This is a genomic window from Chryseobacterium sp. CCNWLW53 (assembly GCF_037083525.1).
Classification (GTDB): domain Bacteria; phylum Bacteroidota; class Bacteroidia; order Flavobacteriales; family Weeksellaceae; genus Chryseobacterium; species Chryseobacterium lathyri.
The window spans coordinates 63805-83267 of the sequence record NZ_JBAOJR010000004.1 but is presented as its reverse complement, the minus strand read 5'-3'; the positions used below and the strand labels follow the sequence as shown (position 1 = coordinate 83267).

Here is a 19463-nt window from a genome sequence, read left to right as displayed (position 1 = left end):
TTTGTTAGTACCGTACAATTAGCTGTATACAGTGCAAATGTAAGGTTTGAAAATTAATTTTGCATTCAGAAACTGAAAATAAACAGCAGTTCCGGAACAAGAGCGCTCAACGTTCCAAAAAATAGTATTCACATAAAAAATAAGAACAATGCAGTTAACAGAACCTATCAATCAGATTTTAAATCACTTAGAAAAAATACATTCATTCAATGCCAAGAATCCATTAGAGGATACCCGAAAATACCTTGAAACCATGTCCCTTCAGCTTAGCAAAAAAAAAGAACCTGTTGCCATGATAGAAGAGCTGAATATTCCTCTGGCAAACCATCAGATTCCGGTCCGGATCTACCGTCCAAAAGGGAAGGATATCCAAAATTCATCAGCAATCATTTATATTCATGGAGGATGGTTTATTGCCGGCAGTTTTGAAACCCACGATGCTGTAGTTCGGAAACTGGCCAATAAAACCGGATCAGTGGTGATCTTTGTGGATTACCGCCTAGCTCCCGAACATGCTTTTCCTGCAGGCTTAAACGATTGCATCGATTCTGTAAAATGGGTCGCAGACCATGCGGAATCTTTGGGAATTGATGCCAACCAGATCGGTATTATCGGGGACAGTGCCGGAGGCGCACTTGCAACAGGTGTTTCTACCCAGATAGGAGAGCTGTTGAAATTTCAGGTACTGATTTATCCTGCTGCAGATCATCAGCTCAATACAAAATCATGGAAGACGTATGAAACAGGCCCTGTTCTTAATAAAGAAGGAGGTATCCAAGCCTGGAAATGGTACCATCCTGAAGGAGCAGACCACCCAAATCCTTTGGCAATACCAATTTTGATCAAAGATTTTAAAAATACGCCACCTACATTAGTTCTTATTGCAGAACATGATGCTTTGAGAGATGAAGGAGAAGAGCTGTCACAGCATATGAAAGACGCAGGAATTCCTGTTCGTATCAGCTTTTATAAAGATATGGTTCATGGTTTCATGCATATGGGAGAGATCCTGAATGAAGTCCAAAAGGCTACTGATGAAATAGCAGAGTTTGTGCATCAACATCTTAAAACTGCAGGAAAATAAGCATGAAAAAATATGCATATATCGGCTGCCTTGGATTCATTGCAGTTATTACCACTGAATTTGGGGTCATTGGAATTCTTCCGCAAATCGCGGAACATTATCAAATAGGTGTAGATAAAGCAGGGTGGCTGCTCAGTACTTTTGCTTTGATCATTGCTTTAACGGGGCCTTTCATGACTTTACTAATGTCCGGATTTGATCGCAGGAAAGTAATGCTTGCCGCAATTTCCATCTTTTTGTTTACTGCTTTAGTTTCCTCACTGTCACCACCGTTCTGGCTTCTGATGCTGGTGAGAGTGCTTCCGGCTTTTCTGCAACCTGTCTATATTGCCACAGCATTGTCTGTTGCTGTGTCCGGTGCTGATGAAAAGCAGGCTAACAAACTGATGGGAATTGTTTTTATAGGGGTTGCCCTGGCTATGGTGACAACAGTTCCTTTTGCAACATGGCTGGCCAGTGTATGGATATGGGAATCTTCTTTCATTATCCAGAGTGCAGTCAGTATGATAGCTTTGGCTGTTATCTATTTTTTACTTCCTCCAATGCCTGTCAAAGAGAAAAAATCTTACAAAAGTCAGTTTAAAATTTTAACACAGCCAACATTTCTCATCAGTACTGCTATGAATTTTTTCATGATAACAGCCTGGTTTTCTACCTACAGCTATTTTGCAGATTATTTGAATAAAGCTAAAGGAATGGATGGACCGATGATCAGTTATATGCTTTTTCTGTTTGGAATCATTGGTGTTTTTTCCAATTGGATAGCAGGGAAAATGTTAAGCTGGAATGTATCAAAAACAACAGCTCTGTTTCTTTCCGGTACGGTCATCATGCCATTTTTACTGTATTTTTCCGGAGACAGTCTGCTCGCCAATATTATCAGTATAGCAATCTGGGGTTTCCTGTATTCTCCAAGTTTTCAAAATGCTTCAACCTATATGATTTCTTCTGTACCGGGTTCTCTTGAATTTGCCAACAGCTTAGCTACTTCTTTTGGAAATCTGGGGGTAACACTGGGAACTACCTTGGGAGGCTGGATGATCGTGACTAAAGGGGCCGCTTACAATCCATGGATCGGTTTTGTATTTGGTATGCTGGCATTTTTAATGATTATATGGAGAAGTATTCTGGAAAGAAGAACTGAAAAGAAAAAAACAATTATTCCCTGTCAATAATGTAACAAATTTTGATGGGGCAATAATTAAAAAGGGAAAAATAATTTTGAACAGGTTCTTGAAAAGCTGCCGTTTAAAAACGAAATAGAAGTAGAGTGGAAGAGCTTTCAGCTAGATCTAACCTTAGATGCTGCCTCCACACTATATAATATTGATAACTGTTAAAAGCCTATTTGCTATACTAAAAACATTTTCTTCCATTTGGTAACAGAATTACGGCTTAACTTGAAATGGTTTGCCAATTGGATATTATTAAGGTTGTATTTCTTCTGGTACTCCAATATTTTCAGAATATCAGACTTGCGGTAAGAACGGTGTTTTTGATTGAAATTTTCAGTTTGATTATCTGATATCCCAAAGATGATCGTATTCAATTGAATAATATGCAAAAACGACAGACTTTCCATACTAAGCAATACTTCACATTCTTTTCGCTTGTGAGGAAATTTCTTGGTCAGTATATCGGAATAAATGTTTTTATAATTAGGCTGATTATTTTTCATATGTATAGATTTGATAAAGAGAGGAATAGCTTATGCTACCTTTTCTTTGTGTTTTATTAACCATTTGTAAAGTGTTGTTTTGGGAATCCCGTATTCTTTTATTACCCCCATCCTGGTCATTTCTCCTGTGCTGATCTGTTCCAGTATAAAATCAATGATTTCTCTGGTGTAGATGCTTTTACGGAACTGAGGAAGCGTTGTTTTTCCGGTTTTCTGTTTGGCACTTGGCGGAGCATAAATAATAAGGTGTTGTGAATAAATACGAAAAAAATCATACTCTAACAGTTTGCTCCACTTCAGCAAAGTCTCCGTATCAAGGCTTTCCTGCTGATACATTTGTTTAATCTCTTTTTCGGTACATTTAAGAAAATTACATATTCGCTGCAATTCTATCTTGCTTTCTGCAACGCCTTGTTCAATGATTTGTCCGATATGAATACTTTTGAAATTCATTTTTGTGTTTTTTTTAAATGATAGATTTGACTTTCCTTTCTCATAATAAAGCCGGCAGCAAAAGAAATACTGCAAAAGATTACTACATAAAAACTTATATTAAAAAGCTGGCCGGCTAAGTTTGATTTTATTTTTGGTTTTTTCCTATGATAAAAAGAAGCTCCCATTAATTCTTCCCATCATTTGTGTCTTTATGTTCAGAAAAACGGGAGCTTCAGTTTAATTAATCATTTAAGACGACATTCTTTGTGCTGTCATAAAGACACGTCGGATGTTATTAGCAGCATTAGTATCATTCAGGTTATCTACAGAAATATAAACTGTTATTCTGTACCAAATTCCGTCTACGAGTAAATCTACTATTTCTATCTCCTGAGAATTATCAGATCCAGTCCTATTGCCAGAGGTTGCAGTAATCGCTGTTGAAGTACTATCCATATTATCTCCCCAGCCAAGATAAATTCCGTTATCAGTTTCTATGTAACCGCCCGGAGCGACTAAAACATTAGAACGACGGTAATTAGTTTCATTTGATAATGCTGCAAACCACAGTTTAATGTTAGAACTTGAAATATTTACCAGACGAGGATTGTAACTAACTGGGCCTGCTGAATTAGAGCTAGTGGTAAAATCAATATCCAATCTTACCTTTTGTCCTAAAATAGCATCATAAGTACCGCCAATATATGTACTCAATAATCCTGTATACGTCGCTGGTAATGTAAAGGTGAAGAACTGATATTCGCCAGGAGCAAGTACTTTTCCAAGGCCAACTGTTGCACTACAGCTCTGTCCTCCGATTGAAAGTGGAAACGTTGTTGTATTCGGGGTGGATACCGTTGGTGTCCCGGAAATAGTATAGTTTAAAGTACCGGATCCCTGTGCAAAATTACCCTGCGGAAGTGTTGCTGTAAGCCCGTTTACAGGTCCTATAGTTTGTGCAGCATATATTCCTGCATTTCCTCCTGTATAGGGAACCGACATTGTACCACTATAAGGGATACCTGCAGTATAGGAGATCGGAAACAGAGAAGCACTTGCACAGTTCAGACCGCCTATCGTACCCGGCTGTAATGAACGCCCGTCCAAAGGTCTCCATTGGGTTCCGTCCCAATATACATATCCTTGAAAGGCAAGGGCAGCTGTTCCTAAGTTGTACACCAATAAGCCAACTGCAGGACTGGGAATTGTAGCCGCGTCGTTATAGGCTGTTAAAGCTACTCTCGGACCTAAAAATCCTTTTTGACTTCCCGATGCAAGCTGGCTTACATTAAGCTCCAGAATAGCAGATGCGTCGGGAGCTGCTCCGATACCTGTAGATCCTGATGCAGTTACAATAAAGTCATCTTTTAATTGTGCCGCAGTTGGAGTTCCTGTGGCCGCATTATTTTTGGCACCATCTATATTGAAAATACCTTGTGGGTTTTGTGTGTTGATCCCGACCTGAGACCAGGCTAAGGAAGATGTTGTCAAGGCTATTGCTAAATATATATTTTTTTTCATTGTTGTTTAATTTAGAATCGGTTGAATAACAGGGTCTATATTCTGTTATCATTTATTTTTTATGTTTTTGTAACAGATTTCGATGGTTAATGACATCTGGTTACAGTTGAGGGATATTCTTACTTGTTTGCTTATAGCTTTAAAAAGGGGGAGGCCGGATACTGAAGACTTTTATATGGGAATGGGATACCGTATTATTATTACGCTCCCATAATACATCTTTTGGGAAAACAAAAGAGGTAAGGCTGAAACAGTTCTCGTTAATCAGCTGTTTATGATAATCGTTGTATGTGGAAGGGATAAAATATCTGCTATCCGTAGCTAAAATGAAATATTTTCTTTTGCTATCTGTTGTAAAATAAATGTTTATAGGTTTAGCAACCTTGCTTTTCTTTACTTCAGTTGGTTCCTTATATGTTTTTTTAGCTAGGGATTTTGCAGATGGAATATTCCTTTTCTTTTCCCCGTCAATAAAAATATTGTGTCCATTATATAGTATGGTTCCTTCTGAAATAAAAAGAATCTTGTCTGTTTTTATTTCTTTGGCTTTATTGGGAAAAGAGGATGGAGCCTTTGTAATGCTATGCATTTGATCTTCATTGAAAACATAAGCTCCTTCAGATACAAAAATTACAGTGGATTTATTTTTTTTATTACTTTTGCCAGATTCGATTTTTTTTTGATCAAATAAAGGACGCATAGCATAAGCATACAAAGTTCCCAATGTGAGAACATATATTAATAAAAAGCTTTTTGCTATGGTCACAATATTTTTCATCATTTGTATTTCCGCAGCAAAATTATATGCATAAGTGGAGATTGAAAAACAAAAGAGGTCAAAGCATCAATGAAAAATCACTTTTTAATTAAAGATGAATAAGTTTCGTTATCAGTAATAGTAAACAAATTAAAACATTGACATACAGCATATTGAATAAAGTAAAGATCACTTTTCATTGGTTATTTCAGTAAATAATACAAAAAAAATGGATAATACAAGACTAAGAGAACAGGAGATCTTAAGATTAAAAGAAGAACTTTCAAGAAGATATAATTATCTGATGGGAGCTATTTTATTATTGTATACCTTAATATACCAATTCATCATAAAAGAAAATATAGTAGGATATTATTGCCTGGCTGGAGCTGTTTTTATGTTCAGCCATGTATATGTTTTTAATACTTTATTTCCTTCACTTTCTTTAGAAAAAATAGTTCGGGGCTATCTTATAATTGCGCCCATCTATATTTTTTTTATTATCATTTATTTTTGGAAATACTCTATTTTTCAATTTTGCTGGTTAGTTCCCGTACCACTTGGGGCCTATATTTTCCTTGGTAAAAGAGAAGGTTTTATTTTTTCGATGTATACTTTATTCATTGCAGTGGCCGCATTTCTTGCTGGCAGTATTGGCCCATTTCGTTCAGCAATAATGCCCTACGAAAACATATTCCGGTATAGTGATCTGCTAACATTTGGGCTTAATATCCTGATTGTGTATTTGCTCATTTATTACAAAGAGAAAATAACGGAACAGGAGTTTCTTGCCATTATAGAAAAAAGGAAACGAATTACACTTCCTATTACGCTGGATGAAAAAGAAATATCTGATGCCAAGTCATTATTTGAAAAAATAGAAAATGAAATCATCACCAACAAGCATTTCACCAATCCGGAGTTTAATATTTCGATGTTATCTACCATTTTGAAAATCAGCAATAACTATATTTCAAAATCAATAAGGATACAGGGATATTCTAATTTTAATACCTATGTCAACTCTCACAGGATTGGTTATGTAAAAGAATTAATTGCAAAAAGCGACCTGGAAAAAGTAACCCTGATGTATATCTATACCGAAGCAGGATTTATTAACCAATCTACCTTTAATAAAACGTTCAAACAATTTGTAGGAATGACTCCAAGCGAGTATATTCAAAAGGAAAGTAGTAAAAGTTAACTACAAGTATACTTTAATGTAATAAATTTTGTTACAATTAAGAAATATATTAATTTTGTAGTCTGATAATTCTATCAGAATTAAAATAAATAAAGAATGAAAATAGAAATATGGTCAGATATTATGTGTCCGTTCTGCTATATCGGAAAACATAATTTTGAACAGGCTCTTGAAAAGCTGCCATTCAAAGACGAAGTAGAAGTAGAGTGGAAGAGCTTTCAGCTAGATCCAACCCTAGATGCTGCTCATCCTCAGAATACAATTGAATATTTTAAAGAAAAAAAAGGTTTTCCGGCAGACCAGGCATCTCAAATGATTGGTCAGGTCGCCCAGATGGGAAAGGGATCAGGAATCGATTTTAATTTTGAAAAAGCTTTGATCATCAATACTTTTACTGCTCATAAATTACTTCATCTTGCCAAAAAGTATGGTAAATCAAATGAGATGGAAGAAGCTCTTTTTAAAGCTCACTTTATTGACGGAAAAAATGTAGGAGATATTGAAGAACTTATTTTTCTTGCTAAGAATTTAAATATTGATGAAGATGAGGCAAGACGGGCTTTAACATCAGATCAGTTTGATTATGAAATCAGTCAGGATATCCAGGAAGCCAAAAACAATGGTATTTCCAGTGTTCCTTTCTTTGTCCTGAATGGAAAGTATGCCGTATCCGGGGCACAGCCTGCAGAAGTTTTTGCTGATGCCCTTCAGCAGACGTACAAAGAAACAGTAAGTCCGTTTAAAGACCTTTCCAAAGAAGGAGGTGCATCGTGTGATGCTGATGGATGCAGTGTGTAATACTGTAAGGAAGCCTGAAACTGGAAGAGAGAAGTTACTGAGTTCCAACTACAGAATGACAATGTACTTTATTAAATTTTTAAGATTAATTCCTTAATTTTTATTGATTAAAGTTACTTTCAACCTCCCTCTTTCAGCTTCCAGACTATGTTAATTGCCTAACCACAAATAACACTAATAGATTCACGAATGTTACTATTGAATGTCAGCAACATTCGTGGAATTTGTGAAAAGATTAGTAACATTAGTGTTTTAATGAATAATAATTTAGCATATTCAATATAAAACACCTCAAACTGGGGTGTTTTTTTTATTCCATACAGATTAATAAAAAAAGAAGAAAGAATTCCTGTTTTAGGTGTTCAATCCTTATTTTTGTTTAAATATTTATGTTCAATGATAAAAATCAATACCGAAGCTCATTATCCTGTTTCAGAGACCCTGTTTGTCTTTGCTTTGGATTCGGAGGCCGGACAGGCTTTTGAAGGAAAAAATAAACTGGTAACAGGAATAGGAAAAGTAAACGCTGCTATTGAGCTTACCCGGGAAATTCATTTCCGAAAACCTAAACTGATCATTAATTTGGGTTCCGCAGGAAGTAAAAGTTTTGGAAAGGGTGCAGTAGTATGCTGTACCAAATTTATTCAAAGAGATATGGATGTAAGAGGTCTCGGTTTCAGTCTTTATGAAACGCCTTTATCCGGAATTCCTCCAGTTTTGGAATATGGTCTTCAAATGAACGGCCTGGAAGAAGGAATTTGCGGCAGCGGCGACAGTTTTGAGATGAATCATTCCGAAACAGACTATAATATTGTAGATATGGAAGCGTATCCGCTTGCCCTGATCGCAAAAAAAGAAAATATTCCTTTTCTGTGTCTGAAATATATTTCTGATGATGCAGGAAGTGATGCCGCAGACGACTGGTCAGTTCAGGTACACCTGGCTTCTGAAGCGTTTAAAAAAATATTATTTTCATAGCATAAGTCCTGAGGAAACTTTCGAACATTATTTTGTGTCTGTTATTAAAATCCAGTCTGCAATTATATGAAAGTTACTTTTTATCAACCGGTAAATCCTATACTTAAAAAATATATTGAAGGATATTATTTTGTAGAAAAAGATGATAGCGATAAGCCGGTCAGGTATCTTACTTTTCCGGACAACTATTTCATTGTATCAGCCTGTCAGAATGTGACTATTGCCCAGGATAAAGGATGGGTGGAAATCCGGAGATCTTTATCCGAAAATTTAGTGATTGACTTTGTTGCCAGATGTTCTGTTCCTACTGAAATTTTTTATCAGCAGTCTATTAATGAAATTACGGTTTATTTTAAGCCGTTGGGAATGTATCATTTTTTTGAGGCAGATAACAGTGATATTATGCAGGAACATATTCATTTTTCAGATTTTAAAGAAATCTCGAATACAGTTTTTAATGAGCCCCACAGAAAAAAACAAATTGAAATGCTGGAAAAATATTGGCTTTCAAAATTTCAATATAAAGATTTAACGTTAGCTTACTCCATATTGACTGATTTTGAAACTGAACTCAGCATTGAGGAGATTGCAGCAAAAAATGGTATAACCAGACAATATCTGAATAAAATTTCTAAGCGGTATCTGGGTAAGCCGGCGACTGAATTCAGAAAAATACAAAGATTTCGTAAAGTTCTGATATCCAATAAAAAAGTAAGGAACCTCACAGAGCTTTCCTATGAAAATCTTTTTTACGACCAGTCCCATCTTATTAAAGATTTTAAAGAATTTACTAAAATTAGTCCCAAAAAGTTCTTTGAAAATGTAGATATTGAACAAAATAATATCTGGCTGTTTATCTAAGTTTCCATTTTTACAATTTATAGTATGATCATTGAAATACTTTTACTGAAATATTAAATCATATTTCAATGAAAAAAATACTGTCCGGAATTTTCCTTTCCCTTTCTCTGGTTTCTTATGCACAGAAAGATGACACCAATGTAGTGCTCTCTGATATTACAGAAAAAGTGAAGAGTCACTATATTGATAAGAAAGCCTACCAAAAAGTAGATTCTTTATTTCAAAATGAATCTGAAAAAGGAACTTTTAAGAATTTGAGTAAAAAAGACTTTGCTGTCTTTCTGACTCAAAAGTTGAGAACAACTATAAAAGACAAACATTTTTTTGTTAAATACCTCGAAAACTACAGTCCACAAAAAGCTGTTGATGAGAAAGAAAGAGAAAAAGAAAACAATTTTCATAACAGCCTTGAAAATTTTGGATTTGAAAACGTTCAACGCCTGGAAGGTAATATCGGTTATATCAACTTCAAAGGCTTTGCATCGCGGGAATCCAGTGAAAAAACATTGGCTGCGGCCATGAATTTTATTGCCAATACCAATTCCCTGATCATTGACCTGCGAGAGAATGGCGGCGGAGACAATGACATGCTTCTGTTATTCTGCAGTTATTTTTTTGATAAAAAAACGGATCTTTATACTACATACTTCAGAAATAAAGAGGAAACAGTGATAAACAGTACCCAATCTAAAGTTGCCGGACAGAAATATCTTCATAAAAAAGTCTACATTCTAACCAGTAAAAAAAGTTTTTCAGCAGCAGAAGGCCTTGCCTACTTTTTACAGGAACATAAGCTGGCCGAAGTAATCGGGGAAAAAACAGGGGGTGCTGCCAATCCGGTAGATCATTTCATCATCCAAAATCAATATTTACTATTGGTCCCGGCTGGGCAAATAAAATCCGTCATAAGCCATAAAAACTGGGAACCTGTCGGCGTGATTCCTGATCAGGAAGTAAAAGCTGAAGACGCTTTAAAGGCTGCTCATCTTAAAATTTTAAAAAATATTTTAAATACAGAAACAAAAACAGAATTAAGCATACCTGAAATAAAAAATCTTATTAATAAATTAGAGCAATAAATGTATAATATGCCATCAATAATCATTCATAAAGCAGGAATACAAGACCTTGAAACCATTCAAAATATAGGCAGACAGACTTTTTCAGAAACCTTTGCAGAAAGTAATACTGAGGAAGCAATGAAAACATATCTCGAAGAAAGTTTCAGTACGGAAAAAGTAAAGTCGGAATTAAATAATCCTGATTCCTATTTCTTTATAGCCTGGGAAGAGGATAATCCTGTTGGGTACCTCAAATTAAACTCTGGTGCTGCGCAAACTGAGCTACAAGACGATACTTCTTTGGAAATAGAGCGTATTTATGTCAAAAAAAGCCATCATGGACAGAAAGTAGGCCAATTGCTTTATGACCAGGCTCTGGAAACTGCTCAAAACCTGAACAAAAGTTATCTATGGTTAGGAGTTTGGGAGAAAAACCTGAGAGCCCTTCAATTTTACAGGAAAAATGGTTTTGAGGAATTCGGAAGCCACACATTCAGGCTGGGTGATGAAGACCAGACTGATTTAATGATGAAGAAAATTTTAGATTAAATTATTATCAGCTTTGAAAGACCTTTTAGAACAGATTAATAGTTATTATCCGCTGTCAGAAGAAACGGTGAAAGCCCTGATGAATATCTGTAAGGAAGAAACATATCACAAAAATGACCTTCTCCAGGAAGCTGGCTCTGCCGCCAGATACTATTATTTTATAAAATCAGGATTGGTAGGATATTATACTGTAGACGAGCAGGGAGATTCTGTGTATAAGATTTTCTTTGAAGAAAAAAGTTTTGTAGCTTCTACGGCAGCTATTATCAAAGATAAGCCCAGCGACTTTAATATCATTGCTTTAGAAGACTGTTCGGTGATAAAATATCCGGCAAAAGCTTTCAGAGAACTCATCAATCAATACCACGACCTGGCATTATTTCACATCCATTATCTGGAAAAAAACTGGGTAGTAAAAAAAGAACCGCTGGAGATCTCTTTAAAGCATGAAACAGCCAAACAGCGTTATTTACAGCTTCTGGAGAACAAACCGCTTCATGATAGACTGAAACAGCATCATATTGCTTCTTATCTGGGGATTACACCCACTCAGCTGAGCCGCATAAAAAAAGAAATAAACTGACAAAAGCTTCAACATATGTTGAGGCTTTTTTATTTTCTCAGCCCCATCTTTGTCCTATAAATAAGAACAATTGTACGTCTAAATAAGAACAAGAGAAAGAGAAAAAAAAGATGATGAGTCCGCTTCATAGAATCAATGTCAATTGATTCCCTTTTAGCTCACTTAAATAATCATCATAGTAGTAAATCTTTGCGTCAAAAAAAGTGAAAGCAATAAAATTTCATTTTAAAATAAGACCGCTTCAATTGATTTCAGATGTACCAGTTCATCAATTAAAATTCTATCCTATGAAAAATTTAGTAAGCATCGTCTGTGTATTGACGGTATCTGCACAGCTTTCCGCACAGAAAGTCATTCATCAAGAGGTTTTCAGTGCCAAAATGAATAAGAACGTTAAAACGATTATCATCACACCGGATGTGCAGCAGGGCGCAACCTATCCATCGGTTTATATTCTTCACGGTTACAGTGGAAATCCTGAACGGACAATCAAACAAGACATTCCGGATCTGGTTCAGAAAGCACAAGAGTATAAAATGATTTATGTACTGCCAGATGGAAATTATAATTCGTGGTATGTAGACAGTCCGTTGGTTAAAGATTCCCAGTACCAGACTTTTATTGGGCAGGAACTTGTAGATTTTGTCAATAAAAATTATCCGGTGAAAAATGATAAAAAATCCCGTGGTATCCTGGGTTGGAGCATGGGAGGTTATGGTGCTGTGAATATTGGGACTGCATACAATCATACATTTGGCATTGTGGGAAGTTCTTGTGGTGCTTTGGACTTCAATTCATTCGGGGAAGGGTATACTCATTATCAGGTAGATAAAGTATTAGGATCTGCAATATCATTAAATCCTAAATTTCTTACAGACAATAAAGTGAAGACTATGGCTACAGCAGAACAGCAGTACATTTTCGATTGTGGTACGGAAGACACACAAATGATTGAAATGAACAGAAAATTTCATAAAAAACTCACAGACCTTAAGATTCAACATCTTTATATAGAGTCCTTAGGAATCCATGATCCTAAATACTGGAGCAGATCTTTATCTGAGCAGTTGACTTTATTTGATCGATTTTTTAAGCTATAAAATTAGCTTTACATAAAATGATGTATCTAGTTTTATTATAATTATTTATGCTACTTTATTTGAAGTTGAAATCAACATCTCCTAACCATGTCAAGGTTTTGAACCTTGACATGGTTAACATGGCTCAAATCTTTAAACCTTTAAAAGCGAAGCTCACCTTAATCATCTTAAAAACTTAAATGCCCTTAATGGTTTAAATATTTATTCAGGTTTAAAAAAGTATTCAGCTAAAAAAATCCTTTTAAGCACAAAGCTTAAAAGGATCCATCATAATTATTATCAAATGAATATCTAATAGAACATTTTAAATGTTTTCGAAGTTTTTACCCAAATGTTCTTCAATTACAAAGAACGGATCTTCTGTAAGCGTATGCGCTCTCATTTCCATAAGACTCACTTTACTCATCATCCGGAGCATAATTCTTCTCTGACATTCGTGCTCTACACCATCAACATTTCTTACCCCGGCTCTGAAGGCAGATCTCCCGTGGGCACATAAATGGTTATTCACCAATATCACATCTCCGGCCTGTGGCGTAAACCCTGAATAGATCAGATCTCTTGCCTCTTCCCAGAATTCTGTCAGATGATGATGGGCCTCATCACTTTGTTTAATGCTTGGATTAAACAGCTGTTCTGCTGCATCGAACCGCATGAAAGGTAGCTCGTGATTACCATACAGAACAGCTTCTAATGCTTCTTCTTCCTCTGCAGCTGTTTCCAGATTGGCATCTTTTGGAATTTTATACATCCGTTCAAAAAGAGGCCTGAATTTTTCTCCCATAGATTCATGCGAACGGATAGAATATAGGGTAGAAGGCACCTGCTCTTCATTACGGATATACATAAAGCTTAAAAAGTCTGCCTGATGTTTCAGGAAAGCATCTTCGGTATGTACATAAAGATCTGTTGCAGATCCCGATCCGGTCTGTGTTTCTCTCATTTTTTCATCAGGAATGATCGCATGCATTAATCCGCCACCTTTACGCTGCGAATAATATTGTACGGGCTTCGACGGAAGTGCTCCGTGGATCAAAGCACAGGCAAAACCATAGATATTGAATTTAGAATAATCGGCAGACTGCCAGTTCGGTGGAGTATTTCCTATACTTTCCTGATCAATATCCATTAATCCTCTAAACACAAGCGCTCCGTACTGATCTTTTGAAAAGTCGCTGGCGAAATCAGCCGCTATATGCAGAATTCTTTCCGGTAAAAAATAAGAGGCCAGCTGATGAACATGGGTAATGAAATCTCTGTTTTCATAGCTGTCATATTTTCTTTGAAGATGCACCGCTGCATCTTGTATCATTCTTCTTTCCTGAGAGGTGATCTCAATGACTCTCGGAAGCAGTTTTACCGCAGTAATACTGTCGTTATCTAAAATTTCTAGCGAATTCATTAAAAAAATATTTGGTGTGTGAATATAATTTCTATATTTGTTTTTAATTATTCTAAATAACAATAACCGGTTCAAATTTATGAATAATTTATCAACCACCAAACAAAAAGCAAAAAAAATGTAAAAAATAAAAACTTGACTATCAGGTATATACACCTATATACTATACACTTTTACACAACTTATTGATTTTAAAAATCACCTTACAAATACGTATATGAATAACAATCAAATGCCCGCCGGAGAGATCCTGGGCACCTACTTACCTCACATTTCGGGGAATTTTGGAAATATTTTTCATTCTGATAATTACGATCATTATCGTTCCGCTGTCGAAGAAACTTTAGACCTTGTAGGAACTTTTCTTCACAGAACCGACAAACCATTCAGCGGAATAGAAGCCAAAGAAATGAAAGGCATGGTACAGCAGATAGACCTTAATCAAAAACTGTCTTCGTATCAGGAGCTACTTGAAGAGGTAGATACTATATATGTAAAGCACGCGACTGCTTTTCATCTCCCACAATATGTGGCACACCTTAATTGTCCCGTCGTAATTCCCGCTTTGGCAGGAGAAATCCTTGTCAGTGCCATCAATTCTTCACAGGATACTTACGACCAGAGTGCCGGAGGAACCTTCATGGAAAGAAAGCTGATCGACTGGACCGCAGAGCAGTTAGGATACAATGCAGAAACCAGCGACGGCGTTTTCACAGCAGGAGGATCACAGAGCAACCTGATGGGCCTTGTGATGATGCGTGACTGCTTTTCCCAGAAGAGATACAACCATAATATTAAGCTGGATGGTCTTCCACAGGAGGCCGGACATTTCAGAATTTTTGTTTCCGATAAATCTCATTTCAGCAACTTAAAGAACGCCTCTATCATGGGATTAGGCGAAAAATGTATCGTTAAAGTGCCTACAGACGAAAGATTCTGTATGGACATCGGTTTACTGAAGAAATACATTAAGAGAGAAGAGCAGATGGGAAATATTCCTATCGGAATTGTAGCAACGGCCGGAACCACAGACTTCGGAAACGTAGATCCTCTGGAAGATATCGCCAATATTGCTGAGCAGTACAATATCTGGATGCACGTAGACGCGGCTTACGGATGTGCTTTATTATTAAGCGAAAAGTACCGTCATCTTCTGAACGGCATCGAAAGAGCGGATTCTGTGACAATCGATTATCATAAATCTTTCTTCCAGCCCATCAGCAGCAGTGCGTTCATCGTTAAAAACAAAAGGGAATTAAGAATCCTGAAACACCATGCAGACTATTTGAATCCTGCGGAAATGGATGAAGAGGAAATTCCTGCACAGATCAACAAATCCATTATCCAGAGTACACGAAGATTCGATGCCCTGAAACTGTGGTTTACTTTAAGAATGATGGGCAAAGAACAGCTCGCAGAATACACAGACACAGTGATAGACCTTACCAAAGATGTAGCGTCTATGATCACTGAAAACCCTCACTTCGAACTGCTTTCCGATACGGACCTGAGCGTTTTGGTTTTCCGTTATATCAGACCTGATATTGAAGACCTGAATGCTTTGAACCAGCATATCAAAATGAAGCTTTTCTACAGCGGGGAAATTCTGGTGGCAAGTACCAAAGTAGATGGGAATTTCTACCTGAAGTTTACTTTCCTGAACCCGATTACGACAACAGAAGATGTTCACCAAATTTTAAATACAATCAAATCGCATGGAGAAGACTTTGATACAGCAAACTAAGTTTACGGAAAAAGCACAGGAAATCACGATTAGAATCCTGCTGAACGGAATGCTTCGTGAGCTTGGAAACGGAAAGTTCTATCAGGGAGTTCCGAAATACGACGCCCTTACGGCTCAGGCACTGAAAAACAGCATCTATCCGCTTCATATAAGATTTGAATTAAAGAAAAGCGACATCTTTTTATTTGCTCCGGTTTCTTACCGTTCTGAAAGCGCTTTTCACAACTATGGATTGCCTTTATGGGTGGTTGATCATAAAAATCAGAAGGTTTTTGAACCGGATGTTGATCAGCTTACCGAACTGGTATACCGCGAACTTTCTGAGCAATTCAGTGAAAAAGGTCTTGAATTATTTACGAAAAGAATTCACAGCAGCTTAAGAAATCTGGAAATGATCATGGAGGAAGGTTTACAGGATCAAGATGCTCTGACGTATTCTTTCCTGGAATCTGAACAGCAGCTTCCTGTAGGACATAATCTTCACCCTTTCACAAAAGCGAGAATGGGATTCTCCAGAGAAGAGCAGCTTCTGTATGGTCCGGAATTCAATAAAGGCATTCAGCTGGAGTATTTCCTGGTGCACAAAAGCTGTGTTCAGGAACAGTCGGTTTTAGAACAGCCTTATCATGAGTTTCTAAAAAGTATTGTTTCATTACCGGAAGATCTTGAAGCGAAATACCTTAACGAAAATGAAAAACTTTCTGATTTTTATACGGTTCCGTGTCATCCTTGGGAAGCTACTTACCTTTTGTCTATCGAAGAAGGAGCGGAAATGGTGAAAGACCGTACTCTGATCCATATCGGAGCTTTTGGGGAAGAATTTTATTCAACCTCTTCCATCAGAAGTATGTACAGTCCTCATATTCCGTGGATGCCTAAGTTTTCTTTACATGTTCTTTTAACAGGATCGGTAAGGATCAATACGGAGAAAGATTTAAAAAGAGGCTATGCATCAGCTTTGTGGAGAAAACATGCAGGAGCAGCATTTGAAAAGAATTTTAATCAGTTTAAACTGCTTCTGGAACCTGTAACATTAGGGGTTTATCATCAGGATAAAAATATTGAAAGCCTTAATCTGCTGATCCGCGAAAATCCGTTCAAGCCGGAAGATCAAATCATTCTTTTAGCAAGATTGTGTCAGGACGAACCTGCAGACGGACAGAATTTTATTCAAAAATTCTTTACAGATATTTCTGAGAAACTGGGAACAAGTCCGGAAGAATCGGTGACCATTTGGTTTGCGAAATATATTCATCTATTGATTGCTCCTTTAAACCATTTATACAGCCAATACGGTATGGCTCCTGAAGCACACCAACAGAATCTTTTAATCCAACTGGATGATCAGTTGCTTCCGACAAGTCTTTTTGTAAGAGATGCACAGGGATATTTATTAAGAGAAAGCGCAAGAGAACAGTATGCGGAGCTTTCCAAAACGCATCCTGAGATTGAAGATCTTTTTATCAGGGATGAACGTCTTTTAGACATTATTTCTTACCATGTTCTGGTGAGCAATCTTTCAGCACTGGTGGCATCATTAGGAAAGACGGGATGGGTGAAAGAGAGAACATTAATCAATATCCTGCACAATGAATTTGAACAGGTTCATCAGGAAATGCCTTCAGATTTTACGCGTTATGCACTTAAAAACCGTCATTGGGGAACAAAAACCAACTTTAAGGCGGTTGCTAATGAAATTGATGGTATTACAAGTGCAGCAGCCATTTCTTATGCTAAAGTTCCGAATCTTCTTCACTACCATTACTTCTCAGATCAGCTGATTCATCCGAAAGGAAAAGAAGCTTTCTTCAAGCGTTATTTCCAGAAAGATGATGTCACGGTTACGATGAGACCCGTTAATCTTGATGAAGACCTTGAAATGCTTCATGAGTGGTTTAACCGTGAACATGCCATCAAAATCTGGCAGATGAACTGGCCGATTGATGAGCTGGAAACTTATTACCATTTAATGCTGCCAGGTGATGAAGCACACAGCTACATCGTCATGAGCAATGGCGAACCTACATGTAATATCGAAGTATATTGGCCATGCAGAGATATTGTAGGCGATTACTACGATGTACTGCCTACCGATTACGGAACCCATCAATTTATTGCACCAACAGATCCGAAGAAGAAATACGTTTCTCCTTCCACACAGTCTATGGTAGATTATGTATTTGCCCAGCCTGAGGTTGGAAAAATGGTAGGCGAAGGCTCGGTAGATTCTCTGGCGTCTATGATGAACAAGGCTCATGTCGGGTTCAAAGTAGATAAAGTCATTGAAATGCCTCATAAAAAGGCCAACCTTAATTTCTGCTACAGAGAATGGTACTGGGAAAAATTCCCGCAAAACAAAGATGTAGAATTCACCGTAAAAATCACTGAACATGAATAACGAAACAATATATAACGTGATCGGAATAGGTATTGGCCCTTTTAATTTAGGATTGGCCGCTTTATCGAATCCGATTTCTGAATTAAAAACACTTTTCCTTGACCAGAGAGACGGTTTCGACTGGCATCCGGGATTAATGATCGACCACGTAACACTTCAGACGCCTTTTCTATGCGACTGTGTATCCATGGCAGATCCTACGAATCCTTTAAGCCTTCTGAACTATCTGAAAGAAACAAACAGACTGTATAAATTCTTTATCAGGGAAGATTTTTTCATTCCGCGTAAAGAATACAACCGTTACTGCCAATGGGTGGTGAGCCAGCTTCCACAGTGCCGTTTTTCAACGCAGGTGGTTGATATTGTGTATGAAGACGGATTGTATTTAATCACAACCATTCATACCAAAACAAAGGAGACAGAGGTTTTCAGAACAGAAAGACTGATCCTGGGAACAGGAACACAGCCGCATATTCCTTCGTTTATTCCGAAAGAGGATTCCCGTATTCTGCATACAAGCTCTTATCTGTACCGTAAGGAAGAACTTTTAGCGCAGGGTAAAAAAATTGCCGTGATCGGTTCAGGGCAGAGTGCAGCTGAGGTTTTCTATGATTTATTGCAAAGCCGTGATGAAAACACCCAATTGGGCTGGTATTCACGTCCGGACCGTTTCTTCCCGATGGAGTATTCAAAGCTGACGCTTGAACTGACTTCTCCTGATTATGTGGATTATTTCTACAGCAGGGATGAAGCGGCAAGAAAATCAATATTAAGCAAGCAGCAGGCTCAGTTTAAAGGAATCAATTACGACCTCATCAACCAGATCTATGATTTCATCTACGACCTGAATATTGATAATGCTGATCCAAAGCTGACCATCATTCCAAACAGCCAGCTGGATAGAGTAGACAACAGCAATCCGGGTAATTTGACTCTTGAATTCACACAGTTGGAGCAGAAAATTCCTTACGAACAGGAAGCTGACTATCTGGTGGTAGGAACAGGATACCGTTATCATGAACCTGCTTTCCTGAAAAATATTCAGTCCAGAATTAAAAGAGATTCTACAGGATTATTTGCGGTCAACAGGAATTATTCCATAGATCATAACGGCGGTGAAATCTATGTGCTTCATGCAGAAGTACACACCCACAGCTACATTTCTACCGATCTTGGAATGGCGGCCTACCGTAATTCCTATATCATCAATGACATTTTGGGAAGAGAACATTATAAAATCGAAAAGAAAATTGCTTTCCAGGATTTTGATGTAGAGAAACACGCTGCTGTATCAACTGTCAAAATATAAC

Annotated in this window: 18 protein-coding genes and 1 pseudogene; 14 read left to right on the top strand and 5 right to left on the bottom strand. The window is 37.2% G+C overall.

Annotated elements, in window-relative coordinates:
• The first annotated feature begins 148 nt into the window (after window positions 1-148).
• The 3 genes and pseudogenes from V6R96_RS13515 to V6R96_RS13505 form a co-directional block, all read left to right on the top strand.
• On the top strand, window positions 149-1084 hold the full coding sequence (locus V6R96_RS13515) for an alpha/beta hydrolase (protein ID WP_336379468.1): 936 nt from the start codon (window positions 149-151) through the stop codon (window positions 1082-1084).
• Window positions 1085-1086: 2 nt separating this feature from the next.
• Window positions 1087-2259, top strand: a complete 1173-nt coding sequence (locus tag V6R96_RS13510; RefSeq protein WP_336379469.1) for an MFS transporter — start codon at window positions 1087-1089, stop codon at window positions 2257-2259.
• A 33-nt stretch (window positions 2260-2292) separates the two neighbouring features.
• Window positions 2293-2376, top strand: a pseudogene (locus V6R96_RS13505) (DsbA family oxidoreductase); the annotation flags it as partial.
• A gap of 59 nt (window positions 2377-2435) precedes the next feature.
• On the opposite strand, the gene V6R96_RS13500 reads toward V6R96_RS13505, so the two are convergent.
• The 4 genes from V6R96_RS13500 to V6R96_RS13485 all read right to left on the bottom strand — a co-directional run bounded on the left by V6R96_RS13500 (window position 2436) and on the right by V6R96_RS13485 (window position 5499).
• Window positions 2436-2762 (bottom strand): helix-turn-helix domain-containing protein, encoded by a 327-nt coding sequence (locus V6R96_RS13500; protein ID WP_336379470.1) that lies wholly within the window; start codon window positions 2760-2762, stop codon window positions 2436-2438.
• Between the two features lie 30 nt (window positions 2763-2792).
• Window positions 2793-3215: a transposase gene (locus V6R96_RS13495; protein ID WP_336379471.1), complete on the bottom strand. Its 423-nt coding sequence runs from the start codon at window positions 3213-3215 to the stop codon at window positions 2793-2795.
• A 231-nt stretch (window positions 3216-3446) separates the two neighbouring features.
• Window positions 3447-4718, bottom strand: coding sequence for a hypothetical protein (locus tag V6R96_RS13490; RefSeq protein ID WP_336379472.1), 1272 nt, complete (start codon window positions 4716-4718; stop codon window positions 3447-3449).
• Between the two features lie 139 nt (window positions 4719-4857).
• Window positions 4858-5499, bottom strand: a complete 642-nt coding sequence (locus V6R96_RS13485) for a hypothetical protein (protein ID WP_336379473.1) — start codon at window positions 5497-5499, stop codon at window positions 4858-4860.
• Window positions 5500-5704: 205 nt separating this feature from the next.
• Here V6R96_RS13485 and V6R96_RS13480 point away from each other — a divergent pair, with 205 nt between their 5' ends.
• The 8 genes from V6R96_RS13480 (at window position 5705) to V6R96_RS13445 (ending at window position 12609) form a co-directional block, all read left to right on the top strand.
• A complete protein-coding gene (locus tag V6R96_RS13480; protein ID WP_336379474.1) occupies window positions 5705-6679 on the top strand; it encodes an AraC family transcriptional regulator in 975 nt (324 codons plus the stop codon).
• 96 nt (window positions 6680-6775) lie between these two features.
• Window positions 6776-7477, top strand: a complete 702-nt coding sequence (locus V6R96_RS13475; RefSeq protein WP_336379475.1) for a DsbA family oxidoreductase — start codon at window positions 6776-6778, stop codon at window positions 7475-7477.
• Window positions 7478-7873: 396 nt separating this feature from the next.
• Window positions 7874-8455 carry a nucleosidase gene (locus V6R96_RS13470; protein WP_336379476.1) on the top strand — a complete coding sequence of 194 codons (582 nt, stop codon included), beginning with the start codon at window positions 7874-7876 and terminating at the stop codon, window positions 8453-8455.
• Window positions 8456-8521: 66 nt separating this feature from the next.
• Window positions 8522-9316, top strand: a complete 795-nt coding sequence (locus tag V6R96_RS13465) for a helix-turn-helix domain-containing protein (protein ID WP_336379477.1) — start codon at window positions 8522-8524, stop codon at window positions 9314-9316.
• A 68-nt stretch (window positions 9317-9384) separates the two neighbouring features.
• Window positions 9385-10395, top strand: coding sequence for a S41 family peptidase (locus V6R96_RS13460; RefSeq protein WP_336379478.1), 1011 nt, complete (start codon window positions 9385-9387; stop codon window positions 10393-10395).
• 9 nt (window positions 10396-10404) lie between these two features.
• A complete protein-coding gene (locus V6R96_RS13455; RefSeq protein ID WP_111953617.1) occupies window positions 10405-10926 on the top strand; it encodes a GNAT family N-acetyltransferase in 522 nt (173 codons plus the stop codon).
• A 13-nt stretch (window positions 10927-10939) separates the two neighbouring features.
• Window positions 10940-11509: a Crp/Fnr family transcriptional regulator gene (locus V6R96_RS13450; RefSeq protein WP_223559472.1), complete on the top strand. Its 570-nt coding sequence runs from the start codon at window positions 10940-10942 to the stop codon at window positions 11507-11509.
• A 287-nt stretch (window positions 11510-11796) separates the two neighbouring features.
• Window positions 11797-12609: an alpha/beta hydrolase-fold protein gene (locus V6R96_RS13445; RefSeq protein WP_336379479.1), complete on the top strand. Its 813-nt coding sequence runs from the start codon at window positions 11797-11799 to the stop codon at window positions 12607-12609.
• A 304-nt stretch (window positions 12610-12913) separates the two neighbouring features.
• Here the strand turns inward: V6R96_RS13445 and V6R96_RS13440 are convergent, their stop codons facing one another.
• Window positions 12914-14011, bottom strand: a complete 1098-nt coding sequence (locus V6R96_RS13440; protein ID WP_336379480.1) for a TauD/TfdA family dioxygenase — start codon at window positions 14009-14011, stop codon at window positions 12914-12916.
• A 217-nt stretch (window positions 14012-14228) separates the two neighbouring features.
• On the opposite strand from V6R96_RS13440, the gene V6R96_RS13435 reads away from it, so the two are divergent.
• The 3 genes from V6R96_RS13435 to V6R96_RS13425 are packed head-to-tail and all read left to right on the top strand — an operon-like array spanning window position 14229 to window position 19462.
• Window positions 14229-15755, top strand: coding sequence for an aspartate aminotransferase family protein (locus tag V6R96_RS13435; RefSeq protein ID WP_336379481.1), 1527 nt, complete (start codon window positions 14229-14231; stop codon window positions 15753-15755).
• Window positions 15727-18153 carry a GNAT family N-acetyltransferase gene (locus V6R96_RS13430; RefSeq protein WP_336379482.1) on the top strand — a complete coding sequence of 809 codons (2427 nt, stop codon included), beginning with the start codon at window positions 15727-15729 and terminating at the stop codon, window positions 18151-18153. The genes V6R96_RS13435 and V6R96_RS13430 overlap by 29 nt, the downstream gene beginning before the upstream one ends.
• Window positions 18146-19462 carry a SidA/IucD/PvdA family monooxygenase gene (locus V6R96_RS13425; RefSeq protein WP_336379483.1) on the top strand — a complete coding sequence of 439 codons (1317 nt, stop codon included), beginning with the start codon at window positions 18146-18148 and terminating at the stop codon, window positions 19460-19462. Before V6R96_RS13430 ends, V6R96_RS13425 begins: the two co-directional genes overlap by 8 nt.
• Window position 19463 lies beyond the last annotated feature (1 nt).